17 protein-coding genes are annotated in these 20788 nt (G+C 61.5%); 16 read left to right on the top strand and 1 reads right to left on the bottom strand.

The features are described 5' to 3' along the window. Nucleotides 1–136 precede the first annotated feature (136 nt). The 16 genes from murA (at nucleotide 137) to NML54_RS02385 (ending at nucleotide 19487) form a co-directional block, all read left to right on the top strand. Entirely contained in the window at nucleotides 137–1570 is a 1434-nt protein-coding gene (murA, locus tag NML54_RS02460) for a UDP-N-acetylglucosamine 1-carboxyvinyltransferase (protein ID WP_254755747.1), read from the top strand. Next, the gene (locus NML54_RS02455) at nucleotides 1570–2427 is read left to right on the top strand and encodes a lysophospholipid acyltransferase family protein (protein WP_254755746.1); all 858 of its coding nucleotides are present in this window, start codon (nucleotides 1570–1572) and stop codon (nucleotides 2425–2427) included. The genes murA and NML54_RS02455 overlap by 1 nt, the downstream gene beginning before the upstream one ends. Nucleotides 2428–2538: 111 nt before the next feature. Further along, complete coding sequence (locus NML54_RS02450; protein ID WP_254755745.1) at nucleotides 2539–3657, top strand: NAD(P)H-dependent glycerol-3-phosphate dehydrogenase; 1119 nt, start codon at nucleotides 2539–2541, stop codon at nucleotides 3655–3657. A 222-nt stretch (nucleotides 3658–3879) separates the two neighbouring features. Then, on the top strand, nucleotides 3880–4998 hold the full coding sequence (locus NML54_RS02445; protein WP_254755744.1) for a D-alanine--D-alanine ligase family protein: 1119 nt from the start codon (nucleotides 3880–3882) through the stop codon (nucleotides 4996–4998). A gap of 548 nt (nucleotides 4999–5546) precedes the next feature. Further along, nucleotides 5547–6995 (top strand): hypothetical protein, encoded by a 1449-nt coding sequence (locus tag NML54_RS02440; protein ID WP_254755743.1) that lies wholly within the window; start codon nucleotides 5547–5549, stop codon nucleotides 6993–6995. Nucleotides 6996–7073: 78 nt separating this feature from the next. After that, a complete protein-coding gene (locus NML54_RS02435; RefSeq protein ID WP_254755742.1) occupies nucleotides 7074–8426 on the top strand; it encodes a thiamine-phosphate kinase in 1353 nt (450 codons plus the stop codon). 261 nt (nucleotides 8427–8687) lie between these two features. Next, on the top strand, nucleotides 8688–10028 hold the full coding sequence (locus NML54_RS02430) for a DAK2 domain-containing protein (RefSeq protein ID WP_254755741.1): 1341 nt from the start codon (nucleotides 8688–8690) through the stop codon (nucleotides 10026–10028). After that, nucleotides 10025–13816, top strand: a complete 3792-nt coding sequence (locus tag NML54_RS02425; protein WP_254755740.1) for an ATP-dependent DNA helicase RecG — start codon at nucleotides 10025–10027, stop codon at nucleotides 13814–13816. Before NML54_RS02430 ends, NML54_RS02425 begins: the two co-directional genes overlap by 4 nt. Nucleotides 13817–13925: 109 nt before the next feature. After that, the gene (gene rsmD, locus NML54_RS02420) at nucleotides 13926–14573 is read left to right on the top strand and encodes a 16S rRNA (guanine(966)-N(2))-methyltransferase RsmD (protein ID WP_254755739.1); all 648 of its coding nucleotides are present in this window, start codon (nucleotides 13926–13928) and stop codon (nucleotides 14571–14573) included. Between the two features lie 146 nt (nucleotides 14574–14719). Then, nucleotides 14720–15196, top strand: coding sequence for a pantetheine-phosphate adenylyltransferase (coaD, locus tag NML54_RS02415; protein ID WP_254755738.1), 477 nt, complete (start codon nucleotides 14720–14722; stop codon nucleotides 15194–15196). A gap of 237 nt (nucleotides 15197–15433) precedes the next feature. Beyond that, nucleotides 15434–16042 (top strand): YceD family protein, encoded by a 609-nt coding sequence (locus NML54_RS02410; protein ID WP_366139737.1) that lies wholly within the window; start codon nucleotides 15434–15436, stop codon nucleotides 16040–16042. A gap of 30 nt (nucleotides 16043–16072) precedes the next feature. Next, nucleotides 16073–16276 (top strand): 50S ribosomal protein L32, encoded by a 204-nt coding sequence (gene rpmF, locus NML54_RS02405; RefSeq protein ID WP_005505656.1) that lies wholly within the window; start codon nucleotides 16073–16075, stop codon nucleotides 16274–16276. Nucleotides 16277–16292: 16 nt separating this feature from the next. Continuing rightward, entirely contained in the window at nucleotides 16293–16982 is a 690-nt protein-coding gene (rnc, locus tag NML54_RS02400) for a ribonuclease III (protein WP_254755737.1), read from the top strand. A gap of 75 nt (nucleotides 16983–17057) precedes the next feature. After that, the gene (gene mutM / locus NML54_RS02395; RefSeq protein WP_254755736.1) at nucleotides 17058–18140 is read left to right on the top strand and encodes a bifunctional DNA-formamidopyrimidine glycosylase/DNA-(apurinic or apyrimidinic site) lyase; all 1083 of its coding nucleotides are present in this window, start codon (nucleotides 17058–17060) and stop codon (nucleotides 18138–18140) included. Between the two features lie 168 nt (nucleotides 18141–18308). Next, nucleotides 18309–18905, top strand: a complete 597-nt coding sequence (locus tag NML54_RS02390) for a Panacea domain-containing protein (RefSeq protein WP_254755735.1) — start codon at nucleotides 18309–18311, stop codon at nucleotides 18903–18905. A gap of 12 nt (nucleotides 18906–18917) precedes the next feature. Then, nucleotides 18918–19487 (top strand): GNAT family N-acetyltransferase, encoded by a 570-nt coding sequence (locus NML54_RS02385; protein WP_254755734.1) that lies wholly within the window; start codon nucleotides 18918–18920, stop codon nucleotides 19485–19487. A gap of 35 nt (nucleotides 19488–19522) precedes the next feature. Here NML54_RS02385 and NML54_RS02380 read toward each other — a convergent pair whose 3' ends face one another. Beyond that, nucleotides 19523–20779 carry an NAD-dependent epimerase/dehydratase family protein gene (locus tag NML54_RS02380; protein WP_254755788.1) on the bottom strand — a complete coding sequence of 419 codons (1257 nt, stop codon included), beginning with the start codon at nucleotides 20777–20779 and terminating at the stop codon, nucleotides 19523–19525. Nucleotides 20780–20788: the final 9 nt, after the last annotated feature.

The following is a 20788-nucleotide window of genomic DNA, read 5'->3' as shown; positions in this document are numbered from 1 at the left end:
GCTTAGAATAATGATGAATATATGCGCCCGTTTCACCCTGCTACCGACAGGGTGCGGCACGTATGAGATTATGGCGCATCTGCATACTGTTAAATAAAGTTCGACACACACCCGTCGACTCCACAAAGGATTTTTAATGACTGAGAACATCAGCAAGCTTCGCATTGAAGGTGGCACTCCGCTCGTTGGTGAGGTCCACGTTCGAGGCGCCAAGAATCTGGTGCCCAAGGCGATGGTCGCAGCACTGCACGGTTCGACCCCCTCGACCCTGCGTAACGTCCCCGACCTGAGCGATGTCGAAATCGTTACCACCCTCGTGGAGTTGCACGGTGCAAAGGTCGACTACGACCGCGAAGCTGGTGTTCTGACCCTTAACCCCGCACAGGATGCAACCACCGCCGCAAAGAACGCAGAGGAGATTCAGCTCTTCGGCGGTAACTCCCGTATCCCGATTCTGATGGTGGGCCCGCTGCTGCACACCCTCGGTACCGCACGCATCCCCAACCTGGGTGGCTGCAAGATCGGTGACCGCCCCATCGACTACCACATGTCTGCACTGCGCAAGTTCGGCGCAGTCGTTGAGAAGGACGACGAAACCGGCACCACCCTGATTGTTCCCGAAGAGGGTCTGAAGGGTGCAGAGATTGTGCTGAACTACCCCTCCGTGGGCGCTACCGAGCAGGTTCTGCTCACCGGTGTGCGCGCTAAGGGTAAGACTATCCTGCGCAACGCAGCGATTGAGCCCGAAATTATTGACCTGATTGCTGTTCTGCAGAAGATGGGCGCGATCATCTTCGTCAGCGAGGACCGCACCATCGTCATTGAGGGCGTGGATGAGCTGACCGGCTACGATCACGCATCCCTGCCCGACCGTAACGAGTCCGCTTCCTGGGCTTCTGCGGCTCTGGCTACGGGCGGCGACATTTTCGTGCGCGGCGCAGACCAGAAGGATATGACCGCGTTCCTGAACCAGTTCCGCAAGATGGGCGGCCTGTACGAGGTGACCGCTGACGGTATCCGCTTCGCCCACCCGGCTCAGCGCACCGCCGGTGCTCAGCTGAAGCCCATCGTCTTTGAGACCAACGTGCATCCCGGCTTCATGACCGACTGGCAGCAGCCCCTCGTTGTGGCACTGACCCAGGCTAAGGGCGCGTCCATCGTGCACGAGACTGTGTACGAGGAGCGTTTCGGTTTCACCAACGCCCTGAAGCAGATGGGTGCAGATATTGTCGTCATGCGTGACTGCGTGGGCGGCGCACCCTGCCGTTTCGAGGGTAAGGGCTACGGCCACTCCGCTATTATTTCTGGCCCCACCCCGCTGACCGGTGCCGACATTGAGGTTCCGGACCTACGCGGCGGCTTCTCCCACATTATTGCTGCTCTGGCTGCTAAGGGCACCTCTCACGTGAGCGGTGTTGAGCTGATTGCTCGCGGCTACGAGAACTTCGAGGAGAAGCTCAAGGGCCTGGGTGCCAACTTTGAGGTGCTGGCACGCAAGGCGTCGAAGGCTCCCAAGCCCGATGCAGCAATCGTCGTTGTTGAGCCCGAGGAAGTTGAGGTTCAGGGCTAGTGAGCGGACAGCAGGGAAAGCAGGCTCTGCCTGAGATTGAGCCCACCGCCTCCGGCGATGCTCTGTATAAGGTGCTCGGTAATGCTGCGCGCGGGCTGTATAAGCTCATCGCGCGCGTTGAGATTACCGGCTGTGAGAACCTGCCCAAGAACGGCGGGTACATTATCGTGGCTAACCACACCACCGAGCTTGACCCGGTGACCGTGGCTTTCCCTGCTTTCGATGAGGGCGCCCTGCCGCGCTTCTTGGCGAAGGACTCGCTGTTCCGCGCCCCCGTGCTCGGCTACATTATGCGCAAGCTCGCGCATATTCCTGTGGTTCGCGGTTCGGTGGATGCGCGTAAATCCCTGATTACTGCCCGCAAGATTGTTGAGGCTGGCGGTGCCGTCGTGATTTTCCCGGAGGGCACCACCACCCACGATCCGCAGCTGTGGCCCATGCAGGCGCGTACCGGCGCGGCTCGTCTGGCTCTTGCGACCGGCGCACCCGTCTACCCGGTGGCGCACTGGGGTGACGAGCAGATTCTCGGTTACGTGGATGAGGCCGGCGAGGACGGCCGCATCAAGGAGAAGCGTAAGATTTCGCTGTTCCCGCGCAAGACCGTTCGCGTGAGGGTTGGTAAGGCGCTGGATATTGCCTCCCTCGTTGAGGACGCCAGCCCCGAGGCTAAGCACACCCGCACCGAACTGGGCGTGGTCACCGACGCTATGCTGGACGCTATTACCGCCGAGCTGGAGAAGATCCGCGGCGAGAAGGCTCCTGAGGGTCGTTGGAACCCCCGCACGAAGCGTCGTGAAGCACCCGGTACCCCTTCGGGTCCGGTTGGTGGCGCGCTCGGCGAACCGGACGAAAAGTAGCATCCCAGCTGGGAAAATCGTAGAGGCCCTGACAGGAGCCGCGGCTATTTGCTGAGGCGTCTGTCAGGGACTCGCACAATAACCTCGCAAGGAAGAGAGGCTGGTGTTTTCGTGACCTTCTTTGGACGCACCCCCGCAGCAAGCCCTGAATTTACCCCTCCGGCAACCGTACAGTCTATTGCGGTGCTCGGCGCCGGTAGCTGGGGCACCGCTTTCGCTAAGATTGCGGCGGACGCTGCCCGCGAGCGCGGTGATGACACCCGCGTGACCCTCATCGGTCGTGATGAGCAGGCGATGACTGAGTGCGAGCGCATCCGCGAGAATGCCCGCTATTTTCCGGGAATGAAGCTGCCGGATAACATGCACTTTACGGCGGATGCCCCCACGGCGCTGACCGGTGCCGATATTGTGGTTCTTGCCTTGCCCGCGCAGGTTCTGCGTTCGCAGTTGCAGAGCTTCGCCCGCTATATTGAGCCGAACGCCATGCTGGTTTCTTTGGCGAAGGGCCTGGAGACCGGTACGGGTCTGCGTATGTCGCAGGTCATTACCGAGGAGCTGGAAGAATCCATGGCTCTGCGCGGCGCTGATGTGCGCGCAATCGGCCATATTCCGCACCGCGTGTGCGTGCTCTCGGGTCCGAACCTGGCGAAGGAAATCATGGGGGAGGAGCCTACCGCCTCCGTGGTTGCGGCTCGTACCCGGCCGGTGGCTGAGTCTGTTGCTCACGCGATTGCGTGTGCGTACTTCCGCCCGTACACCAACACGGATGTGGTGGGTACCGAAATTGGCGGTCTGGTGAAGAACGTAATTGCCCTTTGCGTGGGTATTTGCGAGGGCCGCAATTACGGCGATAACTCGAAGGCGTCCATTATGACGCGCGGTCTGGCGGAGATTACTCGCCTGGCGGTGGCGTTGGGCGGCGATGCTGCGACGATGAGCGGTCTTGCAGGTATGGGCGACTTGATTGCGACCTGCTCTTCGCCACTGTCTCGTAACCACACGGCGGGCCGCCTGCTGGCTCAGGGTATTACCCCTGACCGCCTGCACGAGCATATGAGCCAGACCGCTGAGTCGATTAAGTCGGCGCCGGTGGTGGCTGAGTTGGCTCGTCGTCACGGGGTGGAGATGCCCATTGTTGAGGCTGTGGTGGCTGTGCTTTCGGGCCGTATTGGTATTGAGGAGTTGGCGCCTCAGTTGCTGGGTCGCCGCCTCAAGCATGAGGGCCACTAAGGTTAAAGCTTTCTGATGTGCTGCCCCCCTGATCCGGGTTGTGTGCCAGGACATACTAGAAGAAGATTGAATGTAAACATCCAAGGACGGATATCGTTGCGGAAAACCGGTGCGTGAGAAATGCATCAGTGACCGCGATGGTATTCATGCGTTAGGATTATTGACGCATTGCCGTTCCACCTTCCGGCCTAAGGGTAGGGGAACATTGACTAGGAGAAATATATGACCGAGAAGAAGACCGTCGCTCTGCTGTGCGGTGGCCGCTCCTCCGAGCACCCGATTTCGCTCATTACCGCTGCCGGCGTTCTGGGCGCTATTGACCGCACCGCCTACGACGTCATCACTATCGGTATTACCCGTGACGGCCGCTGGTACCTGTCCGATGAGCAGCAGCTTGCTGAGCTGACCGCTGGCACTCGCGGTACCGCAGAGTTCCCCGAGGGTACCCAGCAGGTGTTCCTGCCGATGGGCGCCGGCGATTCCCGTCTGACCCTGGTGGATGCTGAGGGTAACGTTACCCGCACCGCACCGGTGGACGTTGTATTCCCGCTGCTGCACGGCCCCTTCGGTGAGGACGGCACCGTGCAGGGTCTGCTGGAAATGGCTGACCTGCACTACGTGGGTTGCGGTGTGACCGCATCCGCTGTGGGTATGGATAAGCATTTCATGAAGGTTGCTTTCGAGTCTGCTGGCCTGGAGGTCGGCCCCTACGAGGTTGTCACCAACCGCCAGTGGGAGCACGAGGACCGCGAGCAGATTCTGGAGCGCGTGCTGAAGCTGGGCTTCCCCCTGTTCGTGAAGCCGACCCGCGCAGGTTCTTCCTTCGGTATTACCAAGGTGGATTCGGTGGAGGAGCTCGTGCCCGCGATTGAAGAGGCACGCCACCACGACCCGAAGATCATTATTGAGGCGGGTATTGTGGGCCGCGAAATCGAGTGTGCTGTGCTCGATGGCCACCACGGCGAGATGCCCCGCGCATCCTATCCCGGCGAGATTGAGGTTGTGGATGAGGACCACGGCTTCTACGACTTTGAGGCGAAGTACGTTTCTGAGTCTTCAGCTGTGACCGTGTGCCCGGCGAACCTGCCGCAGGATGTGCAGAATCGTCTGCGTGAGCTGGCTGTGAAGGCGTTCCTGGCGCTGGACGGTGAGGGTCTCTCTCGTGCGGACTTCTTCTACACCGAGGATGGCCGCCTGGTCATCAACGAGGTGAACACGATGCCCGGCTTCACCCCGATTTCGATGTACAAGACCATGTGGGAGAACACCGGCATCTCTTACACTGATCTGATTAGCGAACTGCTGACCCTGGCGATGGAACGCCCCCTGGGTCTGCGCTAGTTCTTGAGGCTGCGTTAGTTCTTAAGGCTGCGTTAGTTTTTGGGCGTGCTGTCGTTTTGACTGCGCTCAGTTATTGAATACGTAACGGCGGGGGAATAGCCCCTGTTGTAAGGCGCCCCGGTGCGGATTCTTGAGGGAATCGCACCGGGGCGCTTTTTGCGCGATGGGCAAGTTGATGTCTGTTTGAGAGGGGTAATTGGTACGTATCAGCCTCTAAATCTTGATGAGAATCGCTCGAATTTAACCCATGAGAAAAATCACTCATACTTGCCTCAGGGCTACCTGGATGGTGGAAAGCGAGTTTTAAAGCGGTATTGATAAGGTAAAACGTAATTCTGCTCATAAGTGTATGAAATGATGCTTCTAGGTAATGAAAAGATGTTGTTAAGGGTCGTTGCACATCTTGAAGCTTAAAGATCGGCATGAAAGCGCTAAAATGAGTAATGAAGAAAAAGCCGATTCGATAGAATAAATAAAGGCACATCCAATCTGCCCTAGCGATTGGGTATATATTCATTCACAACATATCAGGAAGTCAAGGACAACCTTTGGGAAAACGAAACCGTAAGGTGGTTTCTGCGAGTCTGGCGACAGCACTGGTTGCTTCCGGAAGCCCATACGTAGCCTCATTTGCTCAAGATGTGCAGGAGGCCGCGTCTCAGGTTCAATCCAACCCTGTCGGCACCGCAAGCCAAACCCTGGACCCCACCGCAAACGCGGCATCTTCCTCTCCGACGGCAGTGCCCACACTCGCAACCGTGAGCGCATGGCCAACCGCTCAGGGGGAGAGTAAGACTGACAATGCGCAGGCAGAGACCACCGCTCAGCCTAGCGCTTCTTCGAGTGCTCAGCCCACCGCTATCGCCGAGCCTTTCGCGAGTGCTACACCCACTCAGGATGCTACGCCCAGCCCGGATGCTACTGTGCAGCCTACTGACGAGCCCACAGCTTCTGCTAGTGCGACTGCAAGTCCGAGGGCTACCGCTACGCCGACCGTCGCTCCTAGCGCAAGTGCCGAACCGAGTCTTGCTCCTATCTCAACTCCGACGGTTGAGCCGACTGTAGCTCCGACTGCGGAGCCTACGGTCCAGCCGACGGCAGAACCTACTGTTGCTCCCACTCTGGAGCCGACCGTTGCGCCTACTGTAGAGCCCACCGCGGAACCCACCAAGGATGCAACTCCCGAACCTACTCAGGATCCGACTCCTGAACCTACTCCCGAGCCGACGAAAGACGTAACTCCCGAGCCGACCCCGGAGCCTACCCCTGAACCTAGTCCGGCGCCCACCCCGGAGCCGACTAATGAGCCGACCAAGGATGCGGTCATCCCCGTGGTTCCGGCAGATCCGGTGGTTCCGGTAGAGAATAACAAGGACAGCTCGGACTCCAAATCGGTTACCCCGAATGAGACCGAACCTATTGCTCCGATTCCTCCGGCGAACAACCCGGTGGCCGTCCCCGGCAACCGTCAGGAAGCCTCGGAGGAAGATGTCATCATCTCCATTGGGCTGCCCCGCCCGAGCGAATCCTCCAGTTCCTCGTCGAGTTCTTCTAGCTCTTCTCCGAGCGGTAGCTCCTCGAGCGACAAGCTTAATGACGATGACGACGATCCGTTGCGTTCTGGCGGCACCGCCCTCGGACGAATCGCAGCCAATAACGGCTCGAATGACTCCATCCCCGGCGCGGCAGACTGGGTTGCCGGATACCTCTCGCGTAATAAGACCGACGAGGACCACTCCCAGGAGACAAGCCCCTCGAGCTCCTCAAGCTCGGCATCGGCTTCGAAGCCGCCTAGCTCCTCCACCTCGGCTAGCGCCAGCCGCTCCGGAAAGAGCGTGGCAAAAGCTGACGGCGCGAAGGCAACCCAGGAGCAGGCCGTGAAGAATGCGGACGCGGACGATTCTGGACTTTCCGGCATTGCACCGCTGATCCTCTTCTCACTCATCGGTCTGGTGCTGATTGCTTTGGCAATCCGCTACTTCAGCCGCGGAGCCTAAGGTGAACATAACGCGTAAGAATACGCGATAATAGAGGATGTGAATCCTCAGACTTTTAGCGAAACGCGGGACAACCCCATGCGAGAGACACCTCTCTCAAAGCTGGGGGAGTCCCGCGTTCTGCGCGCTTTCATGCCGATTATCAACGCCCACAATGAGCAGGTTGCCGCAGCGGCACGCCAGGCAGGGCACATTGAACCCCTCGAGGTGGGCCCCGGTGACGACTGTGCCGTCCTCGCCACGCCTGCGCCCGGTCAGCGTACCGTGGTTACCACCGACACTCTCGTTGAGGACCAGGACTTCATGAACCTCTGGCCCGGCGGTATCGCACGGGTGGGGGATGCCGGTGAGTTCATTCTGGATCCCGCCCGCAGTAGCGGCTACGATGTGGGGCGCAAAGCCGCGACCCAGAACCTCGCCGACGTTGCCGCCATGGGTGCGCGCCCGGCGAGCCTCTTCATCTCCTTGAGTCTGCCCGGTAGCACGCCTTACGGCTGGATTGACGGCTTCGCCCACGGCATTGTGGACGGAATCAACGCCTGCCGAGCCACCGAATGCGTGATTGGTGGTGGCGATATTGGCGACTCCACCGAAATATCGGTGACCGTCACCGCCCTCGGCTACACGGATCGCGCCGTGCTGCGCTCCGGCGCGCGCCCCGGTGACACTATCGCCCTGGCGGGGCGTACCGCCTGGTCCGATGCCGGTCTGCGCCTGCTGCTCAACCCGCTCTCCCTGCCCGCCACGGCACTGTTGCGTGCCATTGCCGCAGGTCAGGATGCTGAGTCGGCGCTGGGCTCGGTGGCTCAGGCGTGGGAAAAGAAGCATGTTGAGAAGCAAGCTGAAGGCTCTGGCGCTCTTCCCGAGGGGCTCATCGAGCTCGCCCGCACCCTCACCCCGGAAGATGCCGCGCACATGATTGTGGCCTGCGAGCGCGCCGTCGAATCGCAGCACCACCCGGTCAGCCCCATCCCCGCCGGTGAGGTGGCGCGCCAGCATCAGGCAAGCTCCATGCTGGATCTTTCCGACGGGCTTGTAAAGGACGCCGGGCGAGTTGCCGCCGCCTCCGGGGTGCAGATGCGCCTCGACCGTGCCGCCGTGGATGCGTTTGCCGAGCCGTTGCTACCGTTGGCGCGCCTGCTGCTGGCGATTGGTGAGTGCAACGAGGCGGGGGAGAGCCCCGCATCCCTGGCGCGCACCTTCGTGCTGGTTGGCGGAGAGGACCACGGCCTGCTGGCGACCTTCCCCGGTGAGGTGCCCGAAGAGTTTATGCCCCTGGGAACCTGCGTTACGGACGCCCCGGAACGCGGTCTGAGCGCCGAACTCTACGGTGCCGAGCGCCGCCACAATGCGGTGACCGGTGCGGCGGTCGTGATGGACGGTCGCTCTCTGGACGGCATGGGCTGGGAACACTATGGGGCTTCCGCGTAGGAGCTCCGCCGAGTGTTGCCGAATGTTGCCGAGTGCCGCGAGGTGCGTGTGGTTTGTATGTTTAGTCCGTGCTTTCATCCCGCGGGATAGACGACGGGCAATACCGTACATTTAACCGAAATTACCTAGAATAGAGGTACGAAATAGGCTGGATTCCGCCAGTGCCGCAGGTGCCGAGAAAACAGTCGGGAACCAGCCACAAACTCAGCCGAGAACCGCGCGAAACTGACGAAATCGACGAAAACTGACAAGGAGGGTAGCGTGAACGCAGAACAGAACCAGCGCACCGAAGAACGCGAGATTTACCGCCGCGCCTGCGTGCGCGCCTACCGCTTCGGCGTAGCGTGGTCCACCGCCGCCCGCACCACCATCGAACGCTACCGCGAGGCGCTCAACGAACTCAACGGGTTCCCCGTGCCCGATAAGGACACCGGCTCCAATATCGCCCACACCCTGCTGACCCTGACCGAAGAGTTTGAGCGGGGCATGGAACAGGTTCTGCCCAGCGAGGTTCTGCCCAGTAAGGTTCTTCCCGCTGGCGAAATTCCCGGCGGGGAGGGCACAGGCGTGCCCGAGGCGGCGGGCGCCTCCGAAGAGGAAACCCTCGACCACCTGTGGATTCAGCTGGGCGGAATCTACGAGCACGCGATTATGCGCGCATCCCGCGCGGCACGCGGTAACTCCGGTACCCTGCTCTGTGCCTGGGCGCTGGAGGCGGTGCGTAGCTACTGGTTCCTGCCCGGAAACATCGCTCAGGAGCTCGGCGACGCGGGCGATGCGCTGCCGCTCGTGCGCACCCTGGAATCAGACTACGAGCGTGTGCTGGCTGGAGGTTCCCTACCGAAGCACCGCGAAGTGAAGCTGGAGTACGCCCACGCGGAGGCGCGTGCGATGGCGTTCGCGGCTGAGCGTATTCGCGCTAGCGTGGGGGAGCAGATGGTCCCCTCCACGATGCTGTCGGTCATGGTGGAGCTCGCCCGCCTGGACGCACACTATGATGCATCGCAGGACGCAGAAGCTGCTGATGAGGTGCTGAAAGAGCGTCGACGTGCGCTGATGCGTGCCGCTCTGGAACGTACCGCGCAGTTCCCGCCCTCGCCCGAGCTTGCCGGTTTCGTGGATGCCGGCGCGCTCGGCTTCTACCTTGCCGTGGTGCACTCCAACCCGTGTTGGGAAGGTGCGACCCTGAACGAGGCGCAGGTGGAGTCCATGCTGCGTGCACCCTCTGCCGGTGTGACTTCTATAGCCGGTTCTGCGGCACGAGTGGATTCTGAACAGGCGGGCGCTGAACCTGCCGAGCACGCAGAAGGTGGGCACGCAGAACACGCGGAGCAGAGCGGCTGGGAGCTCATGGGTACGCTGACCTGCGAGCCCCTCGCCCTGGCGCAGTTGCGTCCCGAGCTTGAAGCCATGGGCGACAGCCTGCTCATTACGCCCCTGGACATGGCGGCTGGACTCTGGGCGCTGCACGTGCACGTGCCCGACATCGACCCCGCCCGCGAGCTGATTATGGGCTACGGTCAGTGGTCGGATGAGCGTATTTCCTCCCTGGCGGATGGTCGTCACGATGACCACGCGTGCGGTGCGGAGGGTGGCGCATGAGTCCCGCCCGACGTTCCGTGAACCCGCAGCAAGAAGCCCTGGACTTGGGGCTTCCTGAGCCTGCACCCGCCAAAACTAAGCCGACAAATACTAAGCCCGCGAAGGTTGAGGCAGCGCAGGGTGAGCCCGTAGATTCTGAGCCCGTAGATTCAACGGTTGTGGAGCCTGCCCGTGCTGGTTCTGCGACCCGAGCTGATTCCGCGACCCGAGCTGATTCCGCGACCCCTGCTGATTCCGCGGCCCGAGCCCGGCCGCGGAAAAAGGATGCGCCGCTACTGAGCGATGAGCAGCTCCGCACCACCGCCGAGCTGACCGTGCGCGATCTTGCCGCCTACGCTCGAGGCGAGGTGAGCCGCACCGAGCTGAGTGAACGCGCGGCACAGCGTGCCAGCACCCCCTACCGTAAGGCGCTCAAGACGCTCAAGCATTCGCTGGGCCCCGCCGCGTACACCATGACCGACGACGCTATCTACGAGCTGGTCGATATTGCGTTGGCGGTGCGGCAGGCAACGCAACCGGATTTAAAACAGCCGGAATCACATCTGCCAGGGGAACCTGCCCGGAAAGCACCTGCCCAGAAAGCACCCGTCCAGAAGAAGTCGGCCCAGAAGAAGCCGGCCCAGAAGAAAACAGTTCAGAAGGAACCTGCCCAGAACAAACTAACTCAGAACGAACTAACTCAGAACGAACCGAGCCCGCAGGAGAGCGAAACTGCTACGCGGGCTACTTCAGCGCGCCCGCAAAAGGTAACGAAGGCAAGCGAAGGGGGCGAACAGAAGAGCACGCCTCAGAAGAATGCGCCGAAGAAGATTGAGCCCGAGGCGGAAGCTAAAAAGCCTGCGCTGAAGAAGAACGCGCCCGAGGCAGAAGCTGAAAAGCCCGCCCTCAAAAAGCCTGCACCTAAAAAGGTTGTAGCGAAGAAGGCATCTCCCGCAAAGAAAGCGCCCGCCCAGAAAGCTTCCGCGAAGAAGGCAACCGCTGAGAGGGTCGCGGCTGAGAAGCCCGCATCAGCCGCCGCGGAGGCTAAGAGCCGTGCCCTGGCGCGCTACGCCTCCGAAGACCGCATCGAAAATGCGCCGCTCAAAAAGTACCTGCCAGCGGCCAGCGCCAAGGCAATCTCCACGCATCTGGACCTGCACACCGTCGGGGAAATGCTCGAATACTTCCCGCGCAAATACCTGCCTCGCGGTGAGCTCAGCTCCTTCGCCGAACTCGTTGAGGGCCAGGACGTCACCATTATTGCCCGCGTGGTGTACGTGAGCACTCGAACCATGGCGGCGCGCCGCGGCAAAATCACGGAAGTGACCATCACCGACCGGCTCTCCGACGCCACCGGGCAGGATGCACCCGCAGGTTTTGGTGCTACAGGTTTTAGTGCCGCTGGCCTCAATGCTGGCGGTCCTGTATCCGTGGTGCCCGGGCGCGCTAACCGCCCCGGCGCATCCAGCGTATCCGGTGCGCCCGCGCAGAACTGGCAGGCGACCGGGATGCACAACCCGCGCATTAACGCGCTCGCTAACTCCACGCAGAATCCAGCTACCCAGATTCTCGCAGCTCAGAACCCCGCGGCGCAGAATCTCAGTGTACAGGGCAGGGGAGCGCAACCCGCCTCCTACAGCGGCTACGCAGACAGCTACGGCCAAGATTCGTTCGCGCAGGACAGTTTTGCGCAGGATAATTTCTCGCAGGGAGGCCTCTTTGGCGTGCCCGCGCCCAGCATGACGAACCCCGGTGTGCTCATTGGCTCGCAGATGAAGCTTTCCTTCTTCAACGCCTGGACCGCCGCCCGCGAAATCCGCGAGGGTGAAACCATGATGTTCTCCGGCAGGGTTGGCATCTACCGCGGCGAATACACTCTCACCAACCCGCACTACGCCCTGCTCTCGAAGGACGCCTCCGGTGCGGACGTCACCGACGCCGCAACCGCCCCCGTGCCCGTCTACCGTGCCCCCGTGAAGCTGCCCACCGACCGCATTAGCGGCTACATGGCGCAGCTGCTCGAAAAGGTTCCGCTCAAAGAACTTGAAGACCCGGTGCCCTACACGATTCGTCGCGCCCGTAAGGTGCCCTCGCTGGAGTGGACGTACCGAGCCCTGCACACCCCGGACTCTGAGGACACTTGGCGTGTCGCGCAGGCGCAGATGCGTTACCGCGAGGCGTTCGTGCTGCAGAGCGCGCTCGCCCGCCTGCATTCAGTGCGTGCCGCGCACCTGACCCAGCCGCGACCCGCCGTGGAGGGCGGCCTCGCCGATCGGCTGCTTCAGGTTCTGCCCTACGAGCTGACCGAGGGGCAGCAGAAGGTGGGCGCTGAAATTGCCGCAGATCTGTCGAATAAATCGCCCATGAACCGCCTGCTGCAAGGTGATGTGGGTTCCGGTAAGACCGTGGTGGCTCTGCGCGCCATGCTGCAGGTTGCCGATGCGGGCGGCCAGTCCGCGATGCTCGCCCCGACCGAGGTGCTCGCCGAGCAGCATTTGCGTTCGGTGCTGGACATTCTGGGGGATATGGCGGTGCCCGAATATTCTGATGCTGACGATTCTGCCGCCGGTTCCGCCGAGGGAACCCCTGCGGGGAGCGGGGAGGAACCCGGCCGTGTGCGTGTGCGCCTGCTGACCGCCTCCATGGGTACCCGCGCCAAGCGCAAGATACTGCAGGAACTCGCCGACGGCACCGCCCAGATCGTGATTGGCACCCACGCCCTGCTCTCCGACGAGGTGAGCTTCCACGATTTGGGTCTGGTCGTCGTGGACGAGCAGCACCGCTTTGGCGTGGAGCAGCGCGACGGCCTGCGCGGCACTGACGGCGCCTTGCCGCACCGCCTGGTCATGACCGCAACGCCCATTCCGCGTACCGTCGCCATGACCGTGTTCGGTGACCTGGACGTGTCCGTGCTCAACACTCTGCCCGCGGGCCGCCAGAAAATCTCAACGCACGTGGTGCCCCTCGCAGAGAAGCCCGCCTGGGCATCCCGCCTGTGGAGGCGCGCCCGCGAAGAAATCGACGCGGGGCACCAGGTGTATGTTGTCGTACCCAAAATCGGGGAGGATGGCGATAGCCTGGAGGAGGGCGCCGCGTTCTTTGGCGCATCCAGCCTGAACGGTGCAGGCGCGGGGGGCAACTCAGCCCAGGGCTATTTCGGTCAGGCCGGTAGCGCCAGCAGCGACGGCAAGGTTCAGCTGACCTCGGTCGCCTCAATATACTCCTACCTGAGCGCTGAGGACGCCCTCGTCGGCGTGCGTATCGGCACCCTGCACGGCCGCATGGACCCGGCGGAGAAGACCACCGTCATGACCGCTTTCGAGCGCGGCGAAATTGACCTGCTCATCAGCACCACCGTCATTGAGGTGGGTGTGAACGTCCCGAACGCCACGCTCATGATTATCATGGACGCCGACCGCTTCGGTATCTCGGGCCTGCACCAGCTGCGCGGTCGTGTGGGTCGTGGCGGTTACGCGGGCACCTGCCTGCTGGTTACCCGCCAGGAGGAGGGCGGCGTGTCCCGCGAGCGCCTGGATGCGGTCGCCTCCACCACGGACGGCTTTGAGCTTTCCCGCATTGACCTGGCTCAGCGCCGTGAGGGTGATATTCTGGGTGCTGCACAATCGGGCTCGAAGAGTACCCTGCGGTTCTTGCGGGCGCTCGCCGATGCCGAGATTATTGAGCGTGCCCGTGAGGATGCCCGCTCGGTGGTGGAGAAAGACCCGACGCTGGCTAAGCATCCGTCTTTGGCGCGTACGATTGACCGTGCTCTGGACGCTGACCGTGAGGCGTTCCTCGGCAGGGGATAAGCGCCCAACGGGGCAGAACGCCCTGCCCGCTCCGCTCATCAACCTACCTTGCCCGCCACTCGCTGAAACCGTGACGTCAACACACCGCACTAGTTAAGAGGAGAGACCTATGAGCCGTATTATTTCCGGCGCTGCCGGAGGCGTTCGCCTTGCCTCGGTTCCGGGGGATAACACTCGCCCCACCACCGACCGGGTGAAGGAATCCCTCTTCTCCAAGTTGGAGAGCTACGACATTATCCGTGGCGCCCGCGTGCTGGACGCCTTTGGCGGTTCGGGTGCGCTGGGCTGCGAGGCACTCTCACGCGGGGCCGCCTCTGTGACTCTGCTGGACACGTACCCGAAGGCGATTGCGGTGATTCGCAAGAACGTTGCCGCGGTGGAGAAAGCAATGGGTCGCAACGGCACCGGTTCTTCTGGCGCTACCGGTTCTGCGGCGCGCGTGCAGCAGGCCCAGGCGCTGACCTACGTGAAGTCCGCCTCCGGTTCGTGGGATCTGGTGTTTCTTGACCCGCCCTACGCCGTGCCGAATGAGCAGGTCAGCGAACTGCTGGAGGCGCTCACCCCCAAACTCGCCGAAGGTGCCGTGGTCGTGGTGGAGCGTTCTTCGCGCGACCCCGAACCGGTGTGGGGCGAGGGCCTGTACTGTTTTTCGACCCGTCAGCACGGCGAGACGGTTCTTTACTATGTGGAGCCTGACGAGGTGGAGGAGCAAGCGGGCGACGAGTCCGGCGAGGACGCTGAAGAGCTCGCCGCCTAAGATTGCTGTCTGAGATTGCCGCCGCATCTCATCGCCCGACCTTTCCGCCCTCAGCCTGCGCTCGCCCGCATACCGCTAACCCGCATCTTAAATTCGCCCGCATCTACTCATTCCAACGTCTGATATTTATTCCTGAAGGGACCGCCATGATTGCCCTCTGCCCCGGATCTTTTGACCCCGTGCACCACGGCCACCTGGAAATCATTGCCCGCGCCGCTCAGCTCTTTGATGAGGTGATTGTGGGCGTGGCGCACAATAGCTCCAAGAAGTACCGTTTCTCCCTGGAGGAGCGCGTGCAACTGGTGCGTGAGTCTCTGCAGGAGCGCGGCATTGAGGGCGTGAACGTGGAGCCGATTCCGCCGGGCGTGCTACTTGCCGAGTACGCGGCGGAGCGTGGCGCGAAGGTGCTGGTGAAGGGTCTGCGTTCGGCGACGGACTACAGCTATGAGGCTCCGATGGCGAGCATGAACCGCCACCTGGCGCAGGTTGAGACGGTGTTCTTGGCGGGTGAGGACCGCTACGGTGCGGTGTCGTCCACGATTATTCGTGAGGTGGCGTCGCTGGGTGGTGACGTGACTCCCTTCGTGCCGGAGGCGGTTGCCCGCGCCCTAAAAAACGCCTAGCCGACCCGGGCGCGCACCCGGGGCGCACCCACCCGGCACGCCCGGCACGCCCGGCACGCCAGGTACGCCCACCGGCAGGGCCCCGGCAGAATAACTCGCACCGCCGACCGGGTACTTAACTCCCCCAGTAGTAGCCCCGACCGACCGATTAAATGCCGCGCGGCGCCTCCTTAAGGGGATATTTAAGAGGTGAGCGCCACTTAAAGAGATTTAAAAGGCGCTTAATCTTGATTAACGATGCGAATGACCCCTAGAATGGGACTTTGGTTTATACATTTCGTAAGGAGAAACGCCATTTCACGTGCAGACGCATTGCCTCTGGTGGTATCGGTTACTAACCTGATTCACCGCCCCGGCACCATGGAAACTCTCACTGAGGTTCTGCCCGCACCGGCAGACCTGGGTAACACGCTCATCGGCGTGGAAGAGGGTTCGGATATTGACCTCGATATTCGTATGGAGTCTGTTGTTGATGGTATCCTAGTTACCGGCTCCGTCGTTGTGGATGTACACGGCGAGTGTAGCCTCTGCTTGGATCCGATTGATTACGAGATGTCGGCCAATATTCAAGAGCTTTTCGTCTTTGAGAAGGCCCCGGCTGGCGGCCCCGAAGACGAAGTAGATGAGCAGTACGCCGTTGAGGATGATTCCATCGACCTTGAACCGGCTCTGCGGGACGCAGTAATCCTTCAACTGCCGTTCCAGCCTGTTTGTAGGGACACCTGCCAGGGTCTGTGCGCCGATTGCGGTGCGCGCCTGGAGGATGACCCCGGGCATCATCACGAGGTGTTGGATCCGCGCTGGTCGGCCCTACAGGGCCTGCTCGGTGCAGATACCGAAAACTAAATTGTTGTTACTAGAGATTGTGAGATAGCTGTGGCTGTTCCCAAGCGCAAGATGTCCCGCGCTAACACCCGCGCACGCCGTTCCCAGTGGAAGGCATCCGTGCCCCAGCTGGTTAAGACCGTTGAAAACGGTCGCGTGACCTACAGCCTGCCCCACCAGGCAAAGGTTGTAACCGACGCTGCAGGCAACGCCCTGTTCCTGGAGTACAAGGGCCGTAAGGTTGCAGACGCCTAAGAAGCGGTGAATCCTTATGTTTGAATTTCCTAGTGTTGATACTAGGGAGTTGCGTAAACGTCTCGGGGTCGATATCGACGCCGAGACGTTTTTGCTATCCCTAACCCACCGCTCCTACGCCTTCGAGAATCCCGGGGTGGAGCATAATGAGCGCCTGGAGTTTCTGGGCGATTCGGTGCTATCTCTGGCAATCGCTGAAGAAGTGTACCGACGCTACCCCGACCTGCCCGAGGGTGAGCTCGTAAAGCTGCACCACGTGGTGGTGTCTACGGTGGCGTTGGCGAAGGTGGCACGCGACCTGGACCTGGGCAGGTACATCCTGCTCGGTAAGGGCGAGATTCACACCGGCGGCGCCGATAAGGACTCGATTCTTGCCGACACCATGGAAGCGATTTTTGGCCTGACCTACCTGGAGTGCGGTCGCGAGGCGGCTCGTGACCTGGTGTTGCGCCTGATCGCGCCACTGCTCGACGATGAGAAGGTCCTGAACTCTGGACGCGACTGGAAGACTGAGCTGCTGAACCTTGCCACTGCCCGCGGTTGGGGAGATGTGCGCTACGAGGTCACCGGCGAGGGCCCCGACCATGCGCGCGTGTACACTGCGGTCGCTATTGTGGCGAACCAACAGGCCGGCACCGGTGTGGGTCCGAGCAAGAAGGAGGCGGAGCGCCTTGCCGCTGAGCAGGCGTACCGCATTCTGGTTTAGGTTCATTCAAGCATCCTGCAGATTTGTTAGCTCTGCGGGCTCTTGATTCTGCAACCCCGCTGATTGGAGGGAATCATGCCCGAACTGCCCGAGGTGGAAACCGTTCGCGCGGGCATCGCCGACCATTCGTTGGGTCGGCCCGTGCGGGCGGTGCGCGTGGTCGATGCCCGTTCGCTACGCAGGCACCTGCCCGGTCCCGCCCACTTTGAGGCGGCACTCACTGGCAGGGCGCTGCGCGGCGCCTATCGCCGCGGCAAGTACCTGTGGCTGACCCTGAGCGAGGCGGACGGCAGGCTTGCCGACGAGGCGCTCGTGGTGCATCTGGGTATGAGCGGTCAGCTGCTCGTGCGCGATGAGCCGAATAGCGACTCGGGCAGTGATTCGGGTAGTGATTCGGGTAGTGATTCGGAGGCTCGCGCGGCCTTTGACGAGCAGCCGCGGCACCTGCGCGTGGTGCTAGAACTAGGATCGGCAGGAGCTACCAACGCTGCGGGAGCTACCGGTGGTGCGGCGAGCACCAACCGGGCAAGAACCGGGCAGCGGTTGCTCTTCGTGGATCAGCGCATCTTCGGCGGTATGTTCCTCAGCCCGCTGGTACCGGACGTACCCGCACCGGTTGCAACGAATAAATCAGCGGCGGATGAGGTGGCGCAAGGTGAAGTACCCGAGCGCTTTCTGGTACCCGAGGTGGTCAAGCACATTGCCCGCGACCCGCTGGACGAATTCTTCGACCTCGCGGCGGTGCGTCGCAAGTTCCTGCGCACCTCCAGCGGCATTAAGAAGGTGCTGCTGGACCAGTCGGTGATTTCCGGCGTGGGCAATATCTACGCTGACGAGGCGCTGTGGCGTGCGCGGCTACACTACGCGAAGCCCGCACGCACCCTCAGCGCCGCCCAAACCCGCGAACTGCTGGAGGCGGTCACGCAGGTGCTGCGCGAGTCCCTGGCGGCGGGCGGCACGAGCTTCGATGCCCTGTATGTGAACGTGCTCGGGGAGTCGGGCTACTTTGAGCGCTCGCTGAACGCCTACGGTCGTGCCGGGGAGCCCTGCCACCGTTGCGCGGAGGCGGGCCGCACAACCCTGATGGTGCGCGAGCCGTTCCAGAACCGTTCGTCCTACCGTTGCCCGCGTTGCCAGCGGGCGCCGCATTCTCGCTAACCCCGCACGTCCGATAGTCCTTTCTAAGACGGACGACATGGAAATGACGAGTACATATACACCAAAATATTAATTGGTGTACGCTGAATATAAACGGACGGCTGGCAGAGCATACCGCCCAGATTATCTGATATTTTTGAACTTCAGCACCGAAAGGATGTGAAAACCATGCGCTCTGTTTTTGATGTCTCACTCGACATCCTAAAGGTCTCCGGCCAGGAGAGCCTGCCGACGCTCACCCTGCAGAAGCTGGTCTTCTACACCTACGGGTGGTACGCTCACCTGACCGGTTCGCGGCTTTTCGAGCAGTCTTTCTACGCAATGCCTAAGGGGCCCGTGGTGGGTGAGCTGCTGACCGCTCACGCTCGTCGGCTCGATGTTGACCGCGATGTCTTAGAGCTGGGTCGGGAACTTTTGGAGGACGAGCCTCAGCCTGAAGATCCCTACTACATCCAGATTATTGAGGCCGTCTGGGGGTACTACGGTAAATTTTCGCGTTGGCAACTGGTCGATATGACCCATGAGGAGCAGGTTTGGCGGGACGCTTGGGATTCCCGACGTGAGGGCTCCCGACGTGCTCCTCTGGAAGCAACGGATATTATTGATTACTTTGCATTGAAACGCGATATTCCTGAAGCTCTGCGTGCCCAGCTACCTGATCCCCTCGTTGAACGTCTTACCGAGAGTGAATGGGCACATCTAGAAGCTGTTCCTGTCGTCGCTCACGCCCCCTTCCTTGAGCGTCTCATGGCGCGAGCTAACTAACGGACGAGAGCCGTGAACTACTCTGTTAGAAAGCTCGATGAAGAGCACTACCTGGAATTTTTTGAGACTACCACGAGTTCGGGAGAAGGCGCCGAATTAGGCGAATGGTTGCAAACCAAAGCTCGGGAGTATCAGAAACTCCACCGGAGCGTCGTATGGATTATGGGGGACGCAGATGATCCGGGGAATGTGATTGGGTACTTTACGTTGAGCGGTTACCAGATTACGGGCGAGTCTCTCACGAGGCGTCTGCGCTCTGGCATTGAGCCGAGCCAGACCCATCCCGCACACCTTTTAGGAAAATTCGCCCTACGTACTGAGGGTCAAGGTAAAGGCATGGGGGAATTGCTCATGCTGGAGGTCTTCCGTAAATATCGTGATGTGGTTGCTATCTCTGGAAGCCGCTTCCTTTGCTTACACGTGCGGAACGAGGAACTCGAAAAGTACTACGAGGAGCGCTACGGATTCAGCACGGTAAGTGATGGAAACGGGTACCAGAAACTCATGGTGATAAGCACCGAGGCGGTGTTGGATCTACTTCGGAGGCTTGAAGAAGGTAGTAAAGAAAACTACCCGAGTTAACCAATGCTAGCCGCGACTGTACCTATCGCCTGCACCTAGCGGCTGTACCTGTCCCCGTAGAACAAGCCCAGACGCTCGTAGCCTTCCTCAATCGACACAGCGGGCTCCCACTGCAGAAGCTCACGGGTGCGGCGCTGATCAAACCAGTGCGCGGTCGACAGCTGCTCGGCAAGGAACTCCGTCATCGGTGGCTCATCACCGGCAGTCACGTTCTTCGGCAGACGCTCCCAGACGCGCTCAATGACCTTACCCACCAGGGCCGCAACCTTCGCCGGAACCGAGAAACTCGGGGCGGGAACGCCCACCGCCTCACAGAAACCGCCCAGCAGCTCAGCGATAGTGCGCGGCTGACCGTTCGTCACCACCAGCGCCCGGCCCGCAAAAGCGTCGAGACGCTGATAGCCGCGCACCACGGCGTCCGCGGCGTTATCAATGTAGAGCGTGTCAATCAGACCCGTACCGCCGGAGAGCAGCGGAAGGCGGCCCGCGGCGGAACGCTCCAGAATACGCTCCACCAGCTGGGTATCGCCCGGACCCCACATCAGGTGAGGACGCAACGCACCCACACGCAAAACCCCGCCACCGGGCAGGGCAGTGCCGTTAGCCTCCAGCGCCAGCAGCTCAGCGGCAGCCTTCGAACGCGCATAGTTACCGCGCGCATGTTCCGGGGACGCCACGCCGGCACCGTCACCCACAATCGCCGCACCGGCATGAGCCACCGACGGCGACGAAATGTACAGGAACGAACCCACCGAATGGTTCAGCGCCGCCTGCAACAGGGTGCGGGTGCCCTCAACGTTGATGCGCTCATAATCAGCCCACTCCCCACTGACCGAAACCTTCGCCGCGGCATGCACCACGCCGGTCACACCGGTCATCGCCAGATCCACAGCCTGCGCGTTCGTAATATCGCCGCGCACCTGCTCAAAACGCGGGCGAATCGAATCGGGCAGAAGCGCCGCAATACCCGAATCGCCACGCTGAAAAACGCGCACATCATAGCCGGCACGCAACAACGCCAGAACGCTCTCACGACCCAGCAGACCGCTCGCACCGGTAAAGAGGATGCGCTCGCCAATACGCGGCGCAAAATCAGGCTCCTCAACCGGGCGTAGCGAACGCGGGGCGGGGTCGGTGTAGCGTGCCGCCAGCGGCTGCGCAGGCTTGCGGAACCGCGCCGTCGGGGAGGCCACCGCATGCGCAGTCGACAGGCGGTGTCCAGACAAGCGGGACGCAGACAAGCGGGGTGCGGGCTCGTGGGAAGAGGACTCACGCGAAGAATGAGGGGACATCATACTCCT

The organism is Rothia gullae (genome assembly GCF_024294905.1).
Taxonomy (GTDB): Bacteria; Actinomycetota; Actinomycetes; order Actinomycetales; family Micrococcaceae; genus Rothia.
The sequence above is the reverse complement of the archived record's forward strand: the minus strand, read 5'-3'. Positions and strand labels throughout refer to the sequence as shown.